The following is a 20,224-nucleotide window of genomic DNA, read 5'->3' on the forward strand; positions in this document are numbered from 1 at the left end:
GATTATTTGTCTCCTTTCATCTCATGCACACCTTCGCCCACGCCGCATACGTAGAATTCGCCTTCCAGCCCCGTCCGTTCTTGGTAAGCCCGGCCTACCTCGGCCACGAAGCGTTCCACGGAGTCCTCGTGCACCAGCGATACCGTACAGCCGCCAAACCCGGCTCCGGTCATCCGGGCGCCCAAGGTGCCCTCGATCTTCCGCGCCTCCTCGACCATCACGTCCAGCTCCAGGCAGCTCACCTCGTACAAATCGCGCAGCGAATCATGCGAAGCGTTCATCAGCTCGCCAAAAGCCTTCAAGTCGTTTGCGCTCAGCGCCTCGACCGATCGGAGCACGCGTGCGTTCTCTTCCACTACATGCTTAGCCCTTTTCAACAAGACTTCGTCCGTAAAATCCCCTTGCCACTGCTCCAACTGCTCCGGTTTCAGATGGGCCAAAAACTCCAGCCCCGGTACGCGTTTTTGCAAAATGGCCAACGCTTCATCACATTCGGAACGGCGCTCATTGTATTTGGAGTCAACCAGCCCTCTGCGTTTCTTCGTATTGCCGATCACCAGCTTATACGCGCCCGTCCGGAACGGCACCAGCTTGTATTCCAAGGTGTCGCACATCAGCAGGATCGCCTGGTCCTTCGCCCCGTTCGCAACGGCAAACTGGTCCATGATGCCGCTGTTCACGCCGACGTATTGATTCTCGGCCCGCTGGGACAACCGGGCGATCTCCACCTTGTCGGTCTCTTTCCCTTCCATGCTCAGGAGGGCGTAGGCCGTCACCACTTCGATCGACGCCGAGGAGGACAACCCCGATCCGTTCGGAATTTCGCCGTGGAACAGGAGATCGTATCCGCTCGTCAGCTCGATTCCGAGCTTCTTCAGCTCGACGCAGACGCCGATCGGGTAATCGATCCATTCGTCCGTTTTGCCGGTGCCGAGCTCCTCCAGGGCCAATACCGCCGTATACGGCAGGTTGCTGGAGGCGAAGGCGACTTTGCGGTCGGCTCTTTTGCGGATCGCCAGCGTGGTCCCGAATTCCAGCGCGGCCGGGAACACATACCCCCCATTATAATCGATATGCTCGCCGATTAAATTGACCCGGCCCGGCGCGTTAAAGACGCGCAGCGGCTCCGAGCTTTCTCCATACTTCGATATAAACAATTGTTCCATTTCCTGCTTTTTCATTAACGTCCACCCCATCGTCATGGAATCTTTGATTCTTGTACCCAGTATAAAGAAAACGCCTCGCTTTGATAATGCAACTTTGCGTGAACAATATAGATAAATGTGACTTTTCGGAGTAAAATGTGAACAGATATCCTTCGGGGCGCCTTTCGTCCCAGCCAAAAGGAGACAAGATCCATGAAACAAGAGACCTACAGTGCGGCGGCCAACCCGGATTTGTTCGAGGCGGAGGATCTGCATGTCCTGTTCGCCGGCGAAAGCCAGACCCTTCCCGATCACCGGCTGGGCCCGAAAGTGTACGATTATTTTCTCCTGCACTTCGTGGAGCAGGGCAAAGGTTATTTTCGCACGGAATCGGCCTCCTATGAGCTCAGCTGCGGGGACGGCTTCCTGATTCTCCCCGATCAGCTCGTCACCTACGCTTCCGATGTGGCCGAACCTTGGCGGTACCGCTGGATCGCCTTCACCGGGACCCAAGCGGCGGAACTCGTCGAGCGGGCCGGCTTCACCCCGAAGCAGCCCGTGTTCCGGCACGGCGGGAACAGCCCGATCCCGGCCATGCTGAGCGGCGTGCTGCAGGCCTTTCAAGCCAAAAAAAACAGCTCCCATTTGCTTTCGCTAGGGCTGCTGCATCAAATCATGGCCGAAGCCCAGGAGACGCTGGGCATGGCATCCGCGCTGCCGTCGGGCGAATCCGGCGTGCAGCGGATCGTGAAACAAATGATCCATTACATGGCCAGCCAATACGCGCATCCGGTCTCGATCGAGCAGATGTGCGCTTCCCTGGGGTATAACCGGGCTTATCTCTCGCGAATTTTCAAAAAAGAAACCGGCTTCCCCCCCGTCACCTACCTGCTGAAGCTGCGCATCGATAAATCCCGCCAGCTGCTGCGCGAACGTCCGGAGCTGTCGATCGAGCAGATCGCCGCTTCCGTCGGGCTTACCGATCCGCTTTATTTCTCGCGGCAATTCCGCCGCTTTCATCACGAATCGCCGAGCGAATACCGCAGAGCGGTAACGGGAGCGGACAAGAAGCCGCGGCAACGCTAGGCGGGCGAAGCCGGAGTCCGACCGTGTCCGGTTTGGCGGTTCGCCTCCCGGTACAAATTGCCAACGGCTTCCTCGATTTCCGGCTCCTTGATCTGCAGATCGACGAGGTCTCCGCACCGGCTCAAAATCGCCAAAACTTCGTCCATTCCGATCCGTTCTTTATCGAAGCGGAGGACTTGGCGTTGCCCTTCGCTTTTCACGATTTCCAGGCGCGGGTCGTCAAACGGCAAAGGCTCGCGCTTGAAATCGACCGTCAGGACATGCCCGGCCGAAAACCGTTTTTTGAACTGCTCCCGCGATCCGTCATAAACGATTTCGCCGCGGTCGATCGTAATAATGCGGTCGCAGATTTGCTCGATATCGTCCATGTCGTGAGTCGTTAAGATCACGGTCGTGTTTTTTTCGCGGTTCACTTGACGGATGAATTCCCGGATCTTCTGCTTGACGAGCAGATCCAGCCCGATCGTCGGTTCGTCCAGATACAGGATTTCCGGATCGTGGAGCAGGGCGATCACCAGCTCGGCGCGCATCCGCTGCCCCAAACTGAGCTGCCTTACCGGCGAGCGAAGCATGTTCGACAGATCCAGCAGCTCCACGTAGAAATCCAGGTTCCGCATAAAGCGGGCGCGATCCACTTTGTACATTTTCCGGTACAGCTCGAACGTTTCTTCGACCGGCAAGTTCCAATAAAGCTGCGACCTTTGCCCAAACACCACGCCGATCTTGCGGGCGTTTTCCTTCCGGTTGCGATAGGGCGCCCGGCCGTCGATCAGCACCGTTCCTTCCGTCGGCACCAGAATCCCGGACAGCATCTTGATCGTCGTCGATTTTCCCGCTCCATTGGAGCCGATGTATCCGACCAGCTCCCCTTTGGCGATCGAAAAAGATACGTCGTTGACCGCCCGCTTGATCTCGTATTTGCGGTGCAGCAGCGATCCGAGCGCGGCTTTGACGCCTTTTTCCCGCTTGAAAATTTTGAACTCCTTGCTTACGTGCTCCAATTCGATCAGAGACATTGCGCGTTTACGCTCCTATCCAACGAGCCGGCCCGCCGGGATATGCCCCTAAGCGGTTAAGAGCCCGTGCTTTTATAGTTGTTGACGCCGATTTGCCAGAACAGGCAGGCAACCAGAAACAAGAGCAGTCCGACCAGCGGCGTCGCGTACTGAAACAGGGGATGAAACATCAGAAAATCCCGCTTGTCCAGAAAATATTGCGCCGGGTAAAAGTTCAAAAACGCATACGGCAGAATCAGCGTCAGCACAATTTGAATAAAGCCGCTGTAAATCGATATCGGATAGCGGATGAAATTTTTGACCTGAAAAAACAATATATCCCGCAGCCCCCGGTTCTCCACGATCCAAAAAGCGGGCACCGACGTCAGCAGCAGGCCGGCCCCTTGAATGAGGGCGCCTCCCAGCAAAACCAGGATGAGAAAGAACAGGCTTCCCGCCGAAAGTCGATAATCCAGTTGCCGAAAAGAGATTCCGATTACGGCGAGCGACAGCAGCAAATGGCTGAAATACCCCGTGTTAAACTCCCGGCAGACCAGGTATGGCAAGCTGCTGAGCGGTTTCGTCAGCACCTCGTCAAACGTGCCGTTCTTAATCATCTCCGCGAGTCCGGTAGCGGGATTAAAAAAGACGAAGCCCGCCAGGGCATAGGAACCGAGATTCAGGCCGTAAAGAAGCAGCACTTCCGGCGAAGTCCAGCCGTTGATTGTCCGAAACTGGCCCACGATGATCCAGATGAGCATAAATTCCGCTCCGTAAGCGGCGATCTGGGCGATCGCCCCAATGACAAACGCCTTGCGAAACTCGGCGATCGCTTGCAGGCGCAGCTTGATAAACTCCAGGTACAGCATCACATAATGCACGATTTGTCACCCTCCGTTTACGATGACCTTTTTTTGCGCCCTCGACCAGACGAATCTTTCCAGACCGTATAATGCCGCAAGCCATAAAATCTGCATACAGACGATCCCGGCGGCGCCCGACGCATCGTATTTTCCGAGGAAAATGGAGATCGGCTCAAAGAAGGCGAAGCGGAACGGCAGCAGGCGGCTAACGGTTTGAAGCCAGTCCGGATAGAACCACAGCGGGATCGTCGAACCGGAGAACAATTCGAACAAAGCTTTGATAAAAAACGGGATATACCAGGAGGTTTCCAGCCAGAAAGCAAGCAAACCGATCATGTATTTCAAATAAAGGGAAATCAGCATGCCCAGGATGACGCTTAGGGCAAACCATAGCGCCTCCTCCGGCCGCAAGCCGGGACGGAAGCCGTAGACGATGGCTCCAAGCGCCACGGAGGGCAGCGCGATATACAAGGTCCGGAACAGGTTGCTCCCCAAATCCTCGGCGAAAATATAGTTTTTGAAGTTGAGCGGCTTGCAAAAGTCGGAGACGATCGTGCCGTTTTCGATTTTTCTGCCGATTTTCTCCGCCGCTTCCGATTGGGTCAAACTGTACAGGAGGGTCGATACGAGTACATAGGTAATCATCGACGACAGATCGGCGGCTTGTCCTCCGCTTCCTCCCGCCGCGCCGTACCCGTACAGCGCCCGCCACACGCTGATCTGCACAAACAAGACCATAACGCTCGCCAGGATGGAAACAAAGAAATCGAACTTGTAGGCGTATCTTTCTTTAAATGCCAATTTGAAAAACTGGATAAACAGTCCCATGCTGCCTCCTTGCCATTTGCGGTTCCGAAAGCGCTCTCAAACCAAGGATAGCAGCAATGATTAGGGGACAGAACCTAAATAATTCCATCTTTTTTACCGGGTAAATTAGTGAAACCCTTTAAGTTCATGTTCAAAAAGTCAGGTTGGGAGGACCGAGAAGGTTGGGAGCACGGCTGCGTAACGGACCGTAATGACCTTATTTGTCCATTTCCCGGCTATTTCCCACCGTAACGGACTCCAGAGGTCTTATTGGTCACTCATACGGCCACTTAGCCGTTTTTTACTGAAATAAGGTCTTCTCGGTCCGTTAGAGTCGGGAACTGCCCCAAAGCAGGCCAATAGCGTTTCTGGTGTCCGTTAGCTTGCTGGAAGCTACATGAGCAACGAAAATGTTTCCGCAGAAACATGCTCCGCAAGCATCCGCTTGGACCGGCTGAATTCAAGATTCGATGCCGAATCCGCTTCTGTGCATGAGCTTCGTGATCCAAAGATGACTTTTTGAACTACCTCTTTAAAAGCCGCTCGCCGACGGCGCCGAGCACCGTTCCGATCGGCTTGGTGATCAACAGGTCGGCCCGGTGATCGTATGCGGTGGACGAAGCATTGATCAGCACCGTCCGTTCGCCACGGAAATAGGTGACCAGATGCGCTGCCGGCTGCACCGTCAGCGAAGTGCCGCCGATCAGCAGCAGGTCGGCGCCGGCAATCGCGGCGACCGTGTCCTGAATGACTTGGTCATCCAGGCTCTCCCCGTACAGCACCACGTCCGGCTTGATGATTCCGCCGCAGGCGCAGCGCGGCACGACGTCTTGGCTGCGCATCACCGCTTCCAGCGGATAGGCGCGGCCGCAATCCATGCAGGTGTTGCGATGCACCGATCCGTGCAGCTCCAGTACGCGGCGGCTTCCCGCCTGCTGATGGAGCCCGTCGATGTTTTGCGTGATCACGGCACTGAGCTTTCCGACTCGCTCCAGTTCGGCGAGGAATTGGTGCGCGGCGTTCGGCTGCGCTGCCTCATGGATCATTTTCGTTTTGTAGAAATCGAAAAACACCTCGGGATGGCGGTCAAAAAACCGCCGGCTTAATATTTCCTCCGGAGCGTAAGGCGAATCCTGCTCCAGCTGATAAATGCCCGCCGCCGAGCGGAAATCGGGGATCCCGCTTTCCGTCGATACCCCGGCCCCGCCGAAAAATACGATATTATGGCTCTCCTCGACCCACGCCGTCAAAATGTCGATCTCCTTGGTCATCCGAATCCAACCTCCTAATTAGTGTATCGTTAACTCGCCATAGCCGGCGATGATAACGTCCGCGTCCCGCAAGTAACTCGCTCCTTGTTCGTCTTCGCTGTAGTCCTCCGCCACGCCGATGATCATGCCGACTCCCGCGCGCTTTCCCATCTGCATATCGGCGTTGCTGTCGCCGATAACCACGGCTTCGCTCGGCAGAACCCCAAGCTCGCGGCAGGCCAGCAGCGCCATGTCCGCCCCCGGTTTGCCCCGGGTGACGCGGTCGCGCCCGACCACGCTCGCGAATGCCTCTCGAATGCCCATCCATTCCAAATGCTCCAGCGCCTCCGACGTCGAATCCGAGGTAACGACCGCGAGCTTCACCCCCGCCTCCCGACAGCTCTGCAGGAACTCGCGCAGTCCCGGCAAAGGAACGGCTTCCCGCCGCCGTTTGAGGTCCGTCATGGCCGCCGCATTCAATTCGCGAACGGTCGTGACCGCCTCGTTCCAGGGAACCCCTGCAGCATACAAAGTTGACGCCAGCAACGCGATCACCTCCTCTTCCGTCCCCATCGCGACCGGGCCGGTTTTGTCGTAACCGATCACCCGGTTCCGCTCATCCGTTTGAAGGCCCAGCAACACGGCTTTGTTCAAACCTCCGGGCGAGCCCAATTCGGTCAATTTCCGCTCCATCAGATCGGTCAAGGCCGCCGCCCAGCTCCCCCACAGGCCCATGAAATTCAGCAGCGTCCCGTCTTTATCGAACAGAATGGCGCGGCATACCGCCTTGTGTCCATGTGCTTCAATCGTGGCCATAGCCGTTCCCCTCTCCTTATGCACAATTGTCCTTATTATACCATTTTCAGGATATCTTTTTTTTGGATATCTTCAATTTTTTGAATAAACTCGTTTCATCTTGGAAAACCGTGGTAAATAAAACATACGTACTCCAAAATAAGATCAAGGAGGGATTCGATGGCACGAAGCCAAAGCAAAATGACCCGGGAAGAAGCGGGGCGTTTGGGAGGACTGGCCACGGCCAAAAATCACGGCAAAGCCTTTTACCAGGAAATCGGACAAAAAGGCGGCGAAGCGACCTCGAAAACCCATAACCGCGAATTTTATCAGGAAATCGGCCAGAAGGGCGGCGAGGCGACATCCCAGAAGCACGATAAGGGATTTTATCGGGATATCGGCCGCAAAGGCGGGGTCGCCCGCAGCAAGCCGGGAGTAAATGGATGAACCTTTCGAAGTCTCCGGAAATCCCGGGGACTTCTTTTATTTTCATAGATTAGGAAGGCGCTCCGTCCTAAACCCGCTCCCTGTGATCTACGGTAGAAAATCATAACTACTTGTGATAGACTTTAGAGAAAACCTTTAGCGGTGTAAAGCTCCAAAACTATAACTAACTCATGGGGGGATCGGAGATCATGACAGCCAAGAAGATGCGTTCCGATATGATCAAAAAAGGCTTCGACCGCGCGCCGCATCGCAGCTTGCTGCGTGCCGCCGGCGTGAAGGAAGAAGATTTCGGCAAACCGTTTATCGCGGTCTGCAACTCTTATATCGATATCGTGCCCGGACACGTGCATTTGCAGGAGTTCGGCAAAATCGTCAAGGAAGCGATCCGCGAAGCCGGCGGCGTACCGTTCGAGTTCAATACCATCGGCGTGGACGACGGCATTGCGATGGGGCATATCGGGATGCGTTATTCCCTGCCCAGCCGGGAGATCATCGCCGATTCGCTCGAAACCGTCGTTTCGGCACATTGGTTCGACGGCATGGTTTGCATTCCGAACTGCGATAAAATCACGCCCGGGATGATGATGGGCGCGCTGCGCGTCAACATCCCGACCGTCTTCGTCAGCGGCGGCCCGATGAAAGCCGGCGTGGACAGCAGGGGACGGAAATTGTCTCTGACTTCCGTCTTTGAAGGCGTCGGCGCGCACCAAGCCGGACAAATCAGCGACGATGACCTGCTCGAATTGGAACAATACGGCTGTCCGACCTGCGGTTCCTGTTCCGGTATGTTCACCGCCAACTCGATGAACTGCCTGGCCGAAGCGCTTGGCCTGGCGATGCCGGGGAACGGCACCATCCTGGCCGTGGCTGAGGAACGCCGCGAATTCGTGCGTCAGTCCGCTCGTCAGCTAATGGAATTAATCAAGCTCGACCTGAAACCTCGCGATATCGTCACCAAGGAATCCATCGACAACGCGTTTGCCCTGGATATGGCGATGGGCGGGTCCACCAACACCGTGCTTCATACGCTGGCCTTGGCCCAGGAAGCCGGCATCGATTACCCGCTGGATCGCATCAATGAAGTGGCGAACCGCGTACCGCATATCGCCAAACTGGCGCCGGCGTCCGATATTTTCATTGAGGACGTGCATCGCGCCGGCGGCGTCAGCGCCGTCCTCAACGAGCTGCTGAAGAAGCCGGGGGCGATTTTCGGCGAGCAAATGACCGTTACCGGCAAGACGCTGGCGGAGAACGTCGCCGGCTGCGAAATCCTCGACCCTAACGTCATTCGTCCGATCGACAAGCCGCATTCGGAAAAAGGCGGACTCGCCATCCTTTACGGCAATCTGGCGCCGGAAGGCTCGGTCATTAAAGTTGGGGCCGTAGATCCTTCGGTCGGCGGATACCACAAAGGTCCGGCCATCTGCTTTGACTCCCAGGAAGAGGCGCTCGAAGGAATCGCCGGCGGCAAAGTCAAAGAAGGTTGTGTCGTTGTCATCCGTTATGAAGGACCGAAAGGCGGACCGGGCATGCCGGAAATGCTGGCTCCGACCTCGCAAATCGTCGGCATGGGCCTCGGCGCGAAGGTCGGCCTGATCACCGACGGACGTTTCTCCGGCGCTTCTCGCGGCATCAGCATCGGTCATATCTCTCCGGAGGCTGCCGAAGGCGGACCGATCGCTTTCGTCGAAGACGGCGACATCATCGAGCTTGACCTGAATAACCGCAAGATCGAGCTGCATGTCAGCGATGAAGAGCTTGCGCGCCGCAAAGCGAATTGGAAAGGCTTTGAACCGAAGGTCAAAACCGGTTACTTGGCCCGTTATTCCAAACTGGTTACTAACGCCAGCTCCGGCGGAGTTATGAAAATTTAATGAGCTATTATCTAACGAAAGGGCCGTATCCGATCAGGTTGATCTGGATACGGCCCTTCTTTTATTTTGGATGATGCATGAACATGATAACTTAACGGGTAGGCAAGGAAACTCGGAGCAAAGACTCTTCTTCCAAAGGTTCCACCGCGGGCGCCGGCTCTTCCATGGCCGAGCGGTTGCGATGCGAGCCGTTTTCGGCGAACCGCTCCAGCAGCACATCCATCGGCATCACGATCATTTTAGGCACCAGTTCTTGAGATTGCTCTTTTAGTCTCGACGTTCCTGCAGGATGGATGACGCGCATCAATAATTTCAAATAAATTTTCGTCGAGCTGGCGAACCAGCCTTTTGGCAAATCCGTAATGATAAAGCCGAATTGCTCCGGCCCTCGGTTAATCATGCTGACACCGTATAGCGCCTTAACCTCGCTTAACTCGGGATGATCCATCACGTACTGGGCTAACAAGGGCAATGTCTTCTCCACTCCGCGGATCATTTGAATCGCCAGTTGGACGGTTGTCCTGGAGCGTGTCCCGATTTCGTACAGCTTTTTGTTGTCAAAATGGATTTCCATGACCTGATCGCCAGGCTGCAAGGCCTTTCCGTCGTTCATCGCCACCGGCTCCCCATGATAAGGCCGAATGCGGAAGTGGAAGATCGGGTCCTCGGGGTTGGGGGTTTTCAATTGGAACAGGACATGGAAAATCTTCTCCCATACCAGCCACAAAGCCACAATACTTCGTTTGAACCAGGAAACCTTCACGGGTCTTCTCCCTTTCGGTGCGGGGGGTTCGGCTTGTTTGCCTTTATTCCGGGCCTCTTCCGTCACTTGAATCAACTCGTCGATGCGAATGCTGCGCAATCCGCGGCGATCCGCTTCTGTCAGCACGCGCTCGAGCGCGGTCAGCATTTCCGCCGGCGCTCCGGTGTTCGCGCCTAAGGTGGCGCCGCAGTCGTGCAGCAGAAACACCTCGCCGCCGCGCAGCTTCTTCATCATGCGCTTCGTCAACCGGTCGGCCCCAACCTTCGTCCGCCAATCGCCGAACATGGCCGACCATAGAACGATTTGCGTGTTGCCCCGATTCGCGAAATCAAACAAGTTGACTATTCCCCACGGCGGCCGATAAAAATGGGACTCAACTCCGGTTACGTCGTAGATAATCTTGTTCGTTTTTTGAATCTGTTGCTTGACCGCAGCCGGCCCCATCAGCCAATTCGTTTTGTGCACATAATTGTGCGTCCCGATCAAATGGCCTTCCTCGTGAATCCGTTTAATCAATTCGGGATATTTCTCCGCGTTCGAACCGACCAGGAAAAACGTCGCTTTCGCTTCGTGACGCTTGAGCAAATCAAGCAACTGCGGAGTATAATTCGGATCGGGGCCGTCGTCGAAGGTGAGCGCAAACGCCCGATCGCTGGTCCCGTGCTTAAATACGCGAAAACCGAAGATCCGTGTGATCAATCCGGGTATAAAAGCGTACAACGTAGAGATATAAAATAACCATAGCAGCAAAGTCTCCATATGCTTTCCCCACTTTTCTATGATCAATGACTTTGGCATGCTCCGTGAAAAGCATAGCATCTACACTATTTTATCACAGACGTCCGTGATTTAGGCGCACTTTTTTGGGGAAAGCTAGGAAATCCGTTAACTTGAAGAAGCCAATAAATCCATGGTCCGCCGAAACAACTCGACTGCGAGATGCCGGGATCCTTCAGGGCGGTTCTGCACCAGGACGGCCACGGCGTACTTGGGTTCATCCACCGGTCCGTAACCGATGAACCACTGGTGATTGAGTTGCCTGCGGTCCTTCACCGCTTCCGCCGTTCCGGACTTGCCGGCCAACGGCCACTTGGCCCGTTGCAAGGAGCGGCCGGTTCCATCCGTTACCACCCGCCTCATCCAGGACAACAGACGGTCGGCCGTCTGAGGGCTAATCTGTCCGGAAGGGGAGGGCGATCGTTGTATCGGCAATTCGGTTAGCAGAGAACCGTCTTTGTAACGGATCTCGCGAACTAAGCGCGGCGCCGTGACTTGCCCGCCGTGAAGCAGGGTTACGACCAGATTCGCCGCTTGAAGCGGGGACACCCGCACATCCCGTTGGCCGATCGCCGTTTGCGCCCGGGCGCCGCCATCCGCGGCGGTCAGACTGCTGAACACCGCCCCTGCTTCCTCTTGATCCAGCGGGCGCAATGCGTCTTCGCCCAAGAAAGCGGGATCGCGCCAGCCGACGGGGCGCCCCACCCCCAGCTTGGCGGCCGTCCGAGCGATCGCGTCCGCGCTCAATCTCTCTCCCAACGAGGCAAACACGATGTTGCACGACTTGGCGAATCCCTCTTCCAACGTAAGTTTTCCGTGTCCGCCATCCTTCCAGCAAGCCAAGCCGTATTTTCCGTAATGTCCGTCACAGTGAAACATCTCGCCGGGAACTGCCGCATGCTCCTCCAGCGCCGCTGCCGCAATCACCGTCTTGAATATGGAGCCGGGAACCGCGGCCTTGACCGCTTTATTGCCCCAATTCGCCGCCTTCGGATCAACGTGGTGCGGATCGTAAAAAGGCAGCGACACCATCGAGACGATATCGGCCGTATTTGCGTCCAGCACGACCACCGCTCCTTCCGTCACGTTCATCTTCGCTGCCAAGCGTTCAATCTTCCGCTGAAGCTCATCGTCCACTGTCGTTTGAATTTGCAGCGGATAATATCGGCTGGCCGCCGCATTCACCCGCGTACCCATCCCGCCAAGCGGGTCTTTACAGCCATCGACCGTATAGGCGGCGCGAACGCCGCCAAGCCCGCGCAATAGCCCATCCAGCGTTTTTTCCAAACCGGAGGCTCCGACCTGCAAGGTCATCGCGTACTCCGGTTGGTGCCTATTCTCCCGCAGCTTGCGGATAACATCCGGCCGCTGCGTCACGAATCCAAGCCACTGATTGCCCCGTTCGCCCGGTCCGTAGCGCGTCATGTAAGGCAGTACCTCGAATCCTTCAAGCTGCGGCAATGTGCGGGCCGCTTCTTCATCAAGCCGGAGCGGCTGGCCTGGTTCTCCCCCCGGCTTCGGCCAGACATAAGGCCGCTCCAACTGTTCCCACCTGCGCCGAAGTTCGGGCACCGTCGTCTCCAGCCCAACTGCCAATCCGGCAAGCCGGCTGTCATCGGGCAATGTGCGGACCGGAAAAAGTACCGGCGCCCAAGCCATTTCTCCCGTCAACGGCTTGCCGTTACGATCAAAGATATGGCCTCGACCCGGGTCCAATTCGATGCTTTCTTCCCGCTGTCGGACCGCCAATTCGTTGATCGTCTTGCCGCCGACGGTCACGGCTTTAAACGCAGAGGCCGTCTGAATCCAAGCGATGCGCAGCGCGAACAGCCCGACCACGGCCGCAAATGACAATAGTAAGTAAAATATCCGCTTTTTGCGCAATAACGACATCGTTCACCCTCCGTTCTGTTCCCATTATTTCCTGGGAAAAGTCGGCGTAAACCGCCGCTCGTTAATGCGCTTCCGTAAGCTTGCGCTGCCCCCGCACACGCAAAAACCCGGCAAAACCTGCTTTCGCAGATTTGCCGGGTTTCTTCCCCGTTCCCCGGAACCCTCGGAGATTGGGGCGAACTCGCCTTTTGGCGCCAAGCCTATCTCTATACGGTAAACTTCGACAACGATTCTTTCAAGCCGCTGGACACATTCTCCAGCTTGCTCGACAATTGCACCAACTGGTCACCAACGGTTTGCTGCTCGCTGGAGAGCGATGCCACCTCTTCGGACGTGGCGGACGATTGCTGCGCAACCGCGCTGACGTTGCTCATCGCTTCGGACAAGACCGATTGCGATTCGTTCAGTTGATCGATGGAAGCCGTCACGGAATCGAGATGACGGACGAAGCCTTCCATTTGTTGTTGCACGGACACGAAAATTTGGCTCGTCTCCTGTACCGACGCGATTTGCTCCTGGAAGATCGGACTCGCTTCGGACAAAGCTTTGACCGTCTCGTTCATCTCTTTCTGGATCGTATCCGTAATTTCGCCGACCATCGTGATCGATTGGCGCGATTGATCCGCCAACTGGCGAATTTCGTCGGCAACCACCATGAACCCTCGACCGGCGGCGCCTGCGCGGGCCGCTTCGATCGTCGCGTTAAGCGACAGGATGTTCGTTTGCTGCGTAATGTTCTGCATCACGTCGAGCACTTTCATCACGGAGCTTGTGCTTGCTTTGAGCGAGTCGACTTTGGCGGTCAAAGCGTTGATCATCTCGACCGTCATATTGGTTTTGTCCATCAATCCGCTCAAATACTCGGTTCCTTGCTGACTGGATTTCTCGACCTGACGGGCCGAAGTTTCCATCTCTTTATTCGTTTGGATTACCCGTTCCATCTGGCGTGAAATATTCTCCGTCAGCTCGTTGCCGCGTTCGGCTTCGTTCGCCAGGCTGGTTGCCCCGTTTGCGATCTCTTCGGTGGCTACCGCGATCTCTTTGGCGGACAATGCCGTTTTGTTCGATGCTTGCGTCAATTCGGAAGCCGTATCCAGTACGTCCTGTGCCGAGTGATTGGTTTGTTTGACGAGGGCGGTGATATTCTCCATCATGACGTTAAAACTTACGGTCAACTGACCGATCTCATCCTTCGCCTTCGTGTTCATTCTTACGTTCAGATTCCCTTTGGAGCCTTCCTCCATCAGGTTTCTAAGTTTGCCGAGCGGATGAGCGATCATCCGAACCATCCAAATACCGAGCAGAACCGCGATGATTGCCACGACGATCAGGGAGAAGATCGTAGCCATCAAGATACGGTCCGCACTCTTCGTCAGTTCCGCCGTATCCACGGTTCCTACAAGCTTCCATCCCGAGACCTGCGTATTATAGGCAGCCAAGACGGAATTGCCGCTGGCGTCTTTAGTATGGAACGTACCGGAAGGCTTCCCTTCGGATTTCGTCATGTCGAATTCGCTCGCTAATCCCTCATCGCCTGCCGCGGAGGAACCAACGACGATGTTGTCCTGCGTTAACATTTGCAGCTTGGAGTTATTCCCCAAGTTGACTTCCTTCAAATAGCCGTTCAACACATCCAAATTGACGTCGGCAATAAGCACGAATCGTTTCATGCTGTTCACACTTTGAACCGAGCGCGCTAAACGGAATACGGAAGAACTTGAACCTTCCGAAGGAACTTGGAGCCACATGACTTTGGTCGATTCGCTGAGCTCTTTAAACCAAGCCTCACCGCGAACCTGCTCCATAAGCATGGCATTGGCGCTGCCTGACGTGACATCATCTATGATTTGGTCAACCGACAACATATAAATTGCCGAAATCCCCTTCATCGAGAATGTCAGCGTATTCAAGCGTGTTCTCATCTTGTTGGTTGCGGTAAATTTGTCGTAGTCCGTGATGTTCGACAAGGAAGCATCCATGATTGCACTCTGCATTTCGTCATCCAGGAACATTTGCTGCAGGTTTTCCTCATACTTTTGCAAGACGATATCCAGCTTCTGCGAGGTTTGGACAATCGTCTGCAGATTAGCTTTTTCCGCGTTGTCCTGAATCGTCCCCTTCGCCATCTGGGAAGACATAATCCCGATCGTCAGCACGAAAAACATAATGGCGACAAAGAAAATCAGGAACAACCGAATGCCCACCGATTTTGAGGGGTTGATTTGTTTCGGCAGCTTGTCCCGCAGTGTAGCCAATATCGCATTGAAATTCAGCGGCGCCTTTCCCGATGGGTTCCCCCCCTTTGACTTGGTCCGTTCTCCCTTTTGTTTCTTTTCCTTCTTCTTGTTGTTAGCCGCCTGGTCCTCGTTCTTTGGAACCATACTCATGTTGATCACCCGCCACTCTTAATAGTTGCAGACCCAAGTTTTTGGGCTTGAGGTCATGCATAATGCAATTCATTGTTCGCATCTTTCGTCAGCTATTCAAAATATTCGACAATAGCAGACGTTCTCCTTTATAATATCGGTTTCATTTCTGTCGGATTTTAAATGTTATTTACAAAAAGCGCAAAAAAGGGCCTTTCGTCCTAGAGACGAACAGGCCCTGAAGCATATTGATTTTTCTTCATTTCTTTTTGCGCATCATATCGAAATAGGCCACCGGCCGATCTACTTTCATTTTAATCCGCTGCAGCGGATGACGCGCCGCATCCAGTTCATTGCCGGATTCATCGTAAATCGTCCCCACCTCTTGCTTAAAAAACGTTCCCCCCGGGCCAAAAAACTCCACTTCTTGTCCGGGTTTAAAATGATTCCGCTGCTGAATGGTCGCCATCCCTGTGGTTTCGTCGTACTCCATGACCAATCCGGCGAAGTCGTACGGCGCTGCCTTTTCCTCCGGCTCGTAAATATGGTCTTCATGATCCGGCGTACCGTAGAAAAAACCGGTGTTCAGCGGCCGGTTAGCCGCCTTGTTGATCTCGTCGATCCACTCCGGCTTCAGAACGTAATTTTCCGGATCCGCCATGTACGCATCAATCGCTTGGCGATAAACATTGACGACCGTCGCCACATAATGGATCGACTTCATCCGCCCTTCGATCTTGAAGCTATCCACGCCGACATCGATCAAATCGGGCACATGCGCGATCATGCACAAATCCTTCGACCCCATCGTAAAAGCATGGTCGTCTTCCTCGAACAGGGGCAGCTGCGTTACTCCAAGGCGGAACTTCTCCAGCATCTTGTTATTGCGGGCCTCTTCCTCGGAGATCCACTCGCTCTCCGCGCGCGCATCCGTAAACAAGTCGTATTTCCAGCGGCAGGATTGGCAGCAGCCTCCCCGGTTGGAGTCGCGGTCGGTGAAATGATTGGACAATACGCAACGCCCCGAAAAAGATGAACACATCGCCCCGTGGATAAACGCCTCGATCTCGATATCTACATGGCGTTTGATTTCTTCTATTTCTTCCAAGCCGGTCTCGCGCCCCAATACGACCCGCGGCAAGCCCTGGTCCTTCCAGAATTGAACCGCCTGCCAGTTGACGGTCGACTGCTGGGTACTGAGGTGAACCTCCAGCTCCGGCACGACCCGCTGCGCGGTCTCGATAATCACCGGATCGGCGACAATGATGGCGGCGATGCCTGCATCGTACAAATTGCGCAAATAATCCTCGATGCCCTCCAAATCCTCGTTATGGGCGTAAATATTCGTGGCGACAAACACCTTGGCGCCGTATTTTTTGGCAAATTCCACGCCTTCCCGCATTTCTTCGAAACTGAAATTGTCCGCATTGGAACGAAGGCCGTATTGTTGTCCCCCGATATACACGGCGTCGGCGCCGTAATGGACGGCGAATTTCAGCTTTTCAAGATTGCCCGCCGGAGCGAGCAGCTCGGGTTTCGCCAACCGATAACGTTGTCCCGCATATTTCGGGATGTGTTTCTCCGCAGTCTGCATCTTCGTTCACCTCTCGTTTTGTTCGTTTTTTAATCATGTTGTGTCTTATAACTTAAATCAGGTCAAAAAGTCGGGTTTTCAGCGCCGAGAAGGTTGGATGAAGCTAGGGACGCCCGGTTGCACGGCTGCGTAACGGACCGTAATGACCTTATTTGTCCATTTCCCGGTTATTTCCCACTGTAACGGACTCCTGAGGCCTTATTGGTCACTCACGAGGCCACTTAACCGTTTTTGACTTGGAATAAGGTCTTCTCAGCCCGTTAGAATCGGGAACTGGCTCAAAGCAGGCCCATAGCGTTTCTGGTGTCCGTTAGCTTGCTGGAGGCTACGTGAGCAACTGAAATGTTTCCGCAGGAAACAAGCCGACTTTTTGACTTCCTCGTTAATAGACTTGTTCTTTGTAGAAGAAGCCGAAGGTCAGCTCCCGCTCCGGGTCCTGTACCTCGCGGATCGCCTCGACCCAGCTCTCATCGAACTCGTACCCGTCCGGGTTGCGGAAATAAGCTTCGATGGCTTGTCGATACGAAGCAATCACAACTTCGTTATAGGCCGCCGGCTTCAGCAGCGTCTCGATTTTGAAGCTGTCCACGCCGGAGGCCATCAGCACGTGCAAATCCTCCAAGATGCAGATATCGTCGGAGCTCATAATATGCGTTCCGTTGGCATCCTCGAAAATCGGGAACTTCTCGTCCGGGCGTTCCGCCTCGACCAGGAACAATCCGCGGCTCAGGCCGAGATCGCTGCCCGGCTCAAGCGGCCGTCCTTGATGCGTCATGTAGCTCTGCACCAAACGGCGCTTGGAGTGATAAATATTGGTCATCCCATGCACCTGAACCTCCGCTTCGACGTTCAGGGATGCCGGCATGGCGGTGATTTCGTCCATGTTCAATTCGCGCGCCAGCACCACGCGGGAGGCGCCCTTCGAACCCCAATAATTGGCTGTGGCATAGTTGGTGGAGGTCATCTCCGCATTCCAATGCAGCTTCAACTGCGGCGCAACCTTGCGCACTGTCTGAAGCACGGCCGGATCGCCGAATTCGACCGCATCCACGCCGCACACCGCCAGTCGCTGCACGTAATCGGCCAAGCCGTCCAGTAGCGGATGGGTCATTAGGTTATTGACGCTAACGTAAATTTTCGCTCCGTATTCGCGTGCCGTCCGAACCGCATCGGCGATATCCCGGGTCGTCATGTCGCCGGGAAGGCGCATGCCGTACCGGGTCTCGCCGATCAAAGCTGCGTCGGCCCCCGCCGCGAAATAACGCTTCAATTCTTCCAGCGAACCGGCAGGGACCAACAGTTCCGGTTTTTTGCTCATATGGTTACTACCACCTTTAAGAGGCTGTTCCAACAGTCATCTATCGACTTCCGTTTGATTACTGATTGGCCATAGCCTTGCTAGTCTCAATGTTCTTCAAATGTTCCTTATAGGTTTTGGCGAACAGGTGCTCCCCGCTGCCATCCTTCTTCGTCACGTAGAACAGGTACTCCGAAGCTTTCGGTGCCAGCGCCGCTTCGATCGATTTGAGGCTTGGCGCCGCGATGGGGCCCGGTGGCAGCCCTTCATACAGATAAGTATTGTATGGACTGTCCACGCTTCTTAAATCGGAATTGAGCAGACGCTCCTTCGGCTTATCAAGGACATACTGCACCGTGGCGTCAATCTCCAGCTTCATGCCGTCCTTCAGCCGGTTATAGATAACCCCGGCCACCATGGGCCGCTCGGCATCGACGACCACTTCCCGCTCCACCAGCGAAGCAACCGTCATTAATTCGCCCAGCGTAAGGCCGCGTGCCTCCAGCTTTTGCGCAAAATCGGGGATACCCTCAAGCCGCTCCCCCGTCTCCTGCAACATGCGGGCAATAATATCCCGCTCGTTGCTGCCCTTTTTCAACTCATAGGTCTCCGGGAACAAATATCCCTCCAGCCGGTACGTCAGCCGCTCATCCGCCGGGATTTGGGTCAACAGCTCATCGTCCAGTCCCGCGGCATCCTTCGCCTGTTGCAGAAACGCCGTTTTGTCCGCCAGGCCTTCCTCAGCCAGCTTGTCTGCCATTTGCTTGACGGTAAAGCCTTCGGGAATCGTAAACCGGATCATTTCCGCTTTGACGACGTCGCCGCTGTTCAGTTTGGCGATAATCTCGTCATACGTCACGCCCGGTTTCATCTCGTAAACCCCGGCTTGGAACCGGCTGCCTTCCGACTTCCATTTTAAATAGGAAACGAATAAAAAGGAATTTTTAATTAGTCCCTGGTTTTCCAGCAACTCCGCGATCCCCACTGTCCCCGTTCCCGGTTCGATCGTGAACTTGACCGGCTGCTCTTTCGCCTCGACAGGCTGCATGCCAGCGTAAACATAAATCCCGGCCGCTCCCGCTCCAATGATCGCAAGCAACAGCAGGATACTCAGCCATTTCAGCGCTTTCTTCAAGCCGCTTTCCCCCTTAACAGCCAAAAAGAGCGGCAAAATCCCGCTCTTCCTTGACCCGATCTATCGTGCTCCCGCAACGCCATCCTGTTTACTCCGGAAAGGTCAATTCGTCATAAAGCTCGGATACGTTCTCCCATTCCTCGTCGTCGTCGATCGTTACCAGTTCAAGCTCGCCACCGGTCGTCACAATCTTGAAAATCTCCGGCTCTTCATCCTTGGAGGCGTCCTCCGGCAATAACACCGCATAGGCCGCTCCAGCGACATCAAACTCCCGAACGACTTGATAATAGGAGGCATGGCCCGACTCGTCCTCCAGCTCCACAATCGGACCGAAAGCGTCGCGAACCCGCGACGTCATGACCGCTTGACCTGCCGTAAAATCAGTCATCGCCATCTTCTCCATCAAACTCGTCAATGAGCGTATTAAACGTCTCCTCGACGATTTCCCATTCTTCGTCGCTTTCGATTGTGTACAGCTTCAGGTCATCGCCGTCTTCCTCGTAACGGAACGCATATACCTCTTCGCTCTCTTCATCTTCATTCCCATCGGAATCCAAAGGAACGACCATCATATACTTGGCGTCCGAACCGTCGACTTCGAATTTCATAATGACTTCGAACTCTTCTTCATTGCCCTCTTCATCGGGGATATAAATAATTTCCGGTTCTTCTTCATTTCCGATACGATCTTTAGACATACGCGATCACCCTCACTTTATACTCTTAGAGTCCAAATAGTTTTGCAAAATCAAGCTGGCGGCCATTTTGTCGACGACGCCTTTGCGCTTCTTCCTGCTTACGTCCGCTTCCAGCAGCGTCCGCTGCGCGGAAACGGTGGTGAGCCGCTCATCCCAGAGATGCACGGGCAGGTTCAGCCTGCTTCGCAAGTCCTCGGCAAAAGCCATGCATATTTCTCCACGGGGGCCGATCGTGCCGTTCATATTCTTCGGCAGACCTACAACGATTTCTTCCACATCGTGCAGCTTCGCCAGCTCGGCGATGCGGTCGAACTCACCGCCTTCCCTGCGGCGTTCGATGGTCTCGACGCCTTGGGCGGTCCAGCCGAAGCTGTCGCTCACCGCCACTCCGATCCGCCGGTCCCCGTAATCCAGACCCATAATTTTCATGACTTGCTCC

At 55.0% G+C, this 20,224-nt stretch carries 18 protein-coding genes; 3 read left to right on the plus strand and 15 right to left on the minus strand.

Features of this window, described 5'->3' with window-relative positions; genetic code table 11:
* Positions 1 to 2: 2 nt before the first annotated feature.
* Positions 3 to 1,181 (minus strand): galactokinase, encoded by a 1,179-nt coding sequence (locus tag ACZF99_RS18575; RefSeq protein WP_483606552.1) that lies wholly within the window; start codon positions 1,179 to 1,181, stop codon positions 3 to 5.
* Between the two features lie 177 nt (positions 1,182 to 1,358).
* On the opposite strand from ACZF99_RS18575, the gene ACZF99_RS18580 reads away from it, so the two are divergent.
* Entirely contained in the window at positions 1,359 to 2,231 is an 873-nt protein-coding gene (locus ACZF99_RS18580; RefSeq protein WP_483606553.1) for an AraC family ligand binding domain-containing protein, read from the plus strand.
* On the opposite strand, the gene ACZF99_RS18585 is transcribed toward ACZF99_RS18580, so the two are convergent.
* The 5 genes from ACZF99_RS18585 to ACZF99_RS18605 all read right to left on the minus strand — a co-directional run bounded on the left by ACZF99_RS18585 (position 2,228) and on the right by ACZF99_RS18605 (position 6,962).
* Entirely contained in the window at positions 2,228 to 3,247 is a 1,020-nt protein-coding gene (locus ACZF99_RS18585; RefSeq protein ID WP_483606555.1) for an ABC transporter ATP-binding protein, read from the minus strand. The genes ACZF99_RS18580 and ACZF99_RS18585 overlap by 4 nt on opposite strands.
* Positions 3,248 to 3,303: 56 nt before the next feature.
* The gene (locus ACZF99_RS18590; RefSeq protein ID WP_483606556.1) at positions 3,304 to 4,107 is read right to left on the minus strand and encodes an ABC transporter permease; all 804 of its coding nucleotides are present in this window, start codon (positions 4,105 to 4,107) and stop codon (positions 3,304 to 3,306) included.
* A gap of 6 nt (positions 4,108 to 4,113) precedes the next feature.
* Positions 4,114 to 4,917, minus strand: a complete 804-nt coding sequence (locus ACZF99_RS18595; protein ID WP_483606557.1) for an ABC transporter permease — start codon at positions 4,915 to 4,917, stop codon at positions 4,114 to 4,116.
* A gap of 503 nt (positions 4,918 to 5,420) precedes the next feature.
* Complete coding sequence (locus ACZF99_RS18600) at positions 5,421 to 6,167, minus strand: NAD-dependent protein deacylase (protein WP_483606558.1); 747 nt, start codon at positions 6,165 to 6,167, stop codon at positions 5,421 to 5,423.
* Positions 6,168 to 6,185: 18 nt separating this feature from the next.
* Positions 6,186 to 6,962 (minus strand): HAD family hydrolase, encoded by a 777-nt coding sequence (locus tag ACZF99_RS18605; protein ID WP_483606559.1) that lies wholly within the window; start codon positions 6,960 to 6,962, stop codon positions 6,186 to 6,188.
* A 159-nt stretch (positions 6,963 to 7,121) separates the two neighbouring features.
* On the opposite strand from ACZF99_RS18605, the gene ACZF99_RS18610 reads away from it, so the two are divergent.
* Entirely contained in the window at positions 7,122 to 7,388 is a 267-nt protein-coding gene (locus tag ACZF99_RS18610; protein WP_483606560.1) for a KGG domain-containing protein, read from the plus strand.
* A 188-nt stretch (positions 7,389 to 7,576) separates the two neighbouring features.
* Complete coding sequence (ilvD, locus tag ACZF99_RS18615) at positions 7,577 to 9,262, plus strand: dihydroxy-acid dehydratase (protein ID WP_483606561.1); 1,686 nt, start codon at positions 7,577 to 7,579, stop codon at positions 9,260 to 9,262.
* A 91-nt stretch (positions 9,263 to 9,353) separates the two neighbouring features.
* On the opposite strand, the gene ACZF99_RS18620 is transcribed toward ilvD, so the two are convergent.
* From ACZF99_RS18620 to ruvX, 9 genes are all read right to left on the minus strand, one after another.
* Complete coding sequence (locus ACZF99_RS18620) at positions 9,354 to 10,784, minus strand: polysaccharide deacetylase family protein (protein WP_483606562.1); 1,431 nt, start codon at positions 10,782 to 10,784, stop codon at positions 9,354 to 9,356.
* A 126-nt stretch (positions 10,785 to 10,910) separates the two neighbouring features.
* Positions 10,911 to 12,695: a peptidoglycan D,D-transpeptidase FtsI family protein gene (locus ACZF99_RS18625; protein WP_483606563.1), complete on the minus strand. Its 1,785-nt coding sequence runs from the start codon at positions 12,693 to 12,695 to the stop codon at positions 10,911 to 10,913.
* Between the two features lie 206 nt (positions 12,696 to 12,901).
* A complete protein-coding gene (locus tag ACZF99_RS18630) occupies positions 12,902 to 15,082 on the minus strand; it encodes a methyl-accepting chemotaxis protein (RefSeq protein WP_483606564.1) in 2,181 nt (726 codons plus the stop codon).
* A 238-nt stretch (positions 15,083 to 15,320) separates the two neighbouring features.
* Positions 15,321 to 16,655, minus strand: coding sequence for a peptidase U32 family protein (locus ACZF99_RS18635; RefSeq protein WP_483606565.1), 1,335 nt, complete (start codon positions 16,653 to 16,655; stop codon positions 15,321 to 15,323).
* 382 nt (positions 16,656 to 17,037) lie between these two features.
* Complete coding sequence (locus ACZF99_RS18640; RefSeq protein ID WP_483606566.1) at positions 17,038 to 17,973, minus strand: peptidase U32 family protein; 936 nt, start codon at positions 17,971 to 17,973, stop codon at positions 17,038 to 17,040.
* Between the two features lie 58 nt (positions 17,974 to 18,031).
* Positions 18,032 to 19,087, minus strand: a complete 1,056-nt coding sequence (gene mltG, locus ACZF99_RS18645; RefSeq protein ID WP_483606567.1) for an endolytic transglycosylase MltG — start codon at positions 19,085 to 19,087, stop codon at positions 18,032 to 18,034.
* Positions 19,088 to 19,175: 88 nt separating this feature from the next.
* Complete coding sequence (locus ACZF99_RS18650) at positions 19,176 to 19,475, minus strand: DUF1292 domain-containing protein (protein WP_483606568.1); 300 nt, start codon at positions 19,473 to 19,475, stop codon at positions 19,176 to 19,178.
* On the minus strand, positions 19,468 to 19,785 hold the full coding sequence (locus ACZF99_RS18655) for a DUF1292 domain-containing protein (protein WP_483606569.1): 318 nt from the start codon (positions 19,783 to 19,785) through the stop codon (positions 19,468 to 19,470). The genes ACZF99_RS18650 and ACZF99_RS18655 overlap by 8 nt, the downstream gene beginning before the upstream one ends.
* A gap of 12 nt (positions 19,786 to 19,797) precedes the next feature.
* Positions 19,798 to 20,214, minus strand: coding sequence for a Holliday junction resolvase RuvX (ruvX, locus tag ACZF99_RS18660; protein WP_483606571.1), 417 nt, complete (start codon positions 20,212 to 20,214; stop codon positions 19,798 to 19,800).
* Positions 20,215 to 20,224: the final 10 nt, after the last annotated feature.

It is taken from the genome of Paenibacillus sp. JL3B1040 (assembly GCF_057063165.1).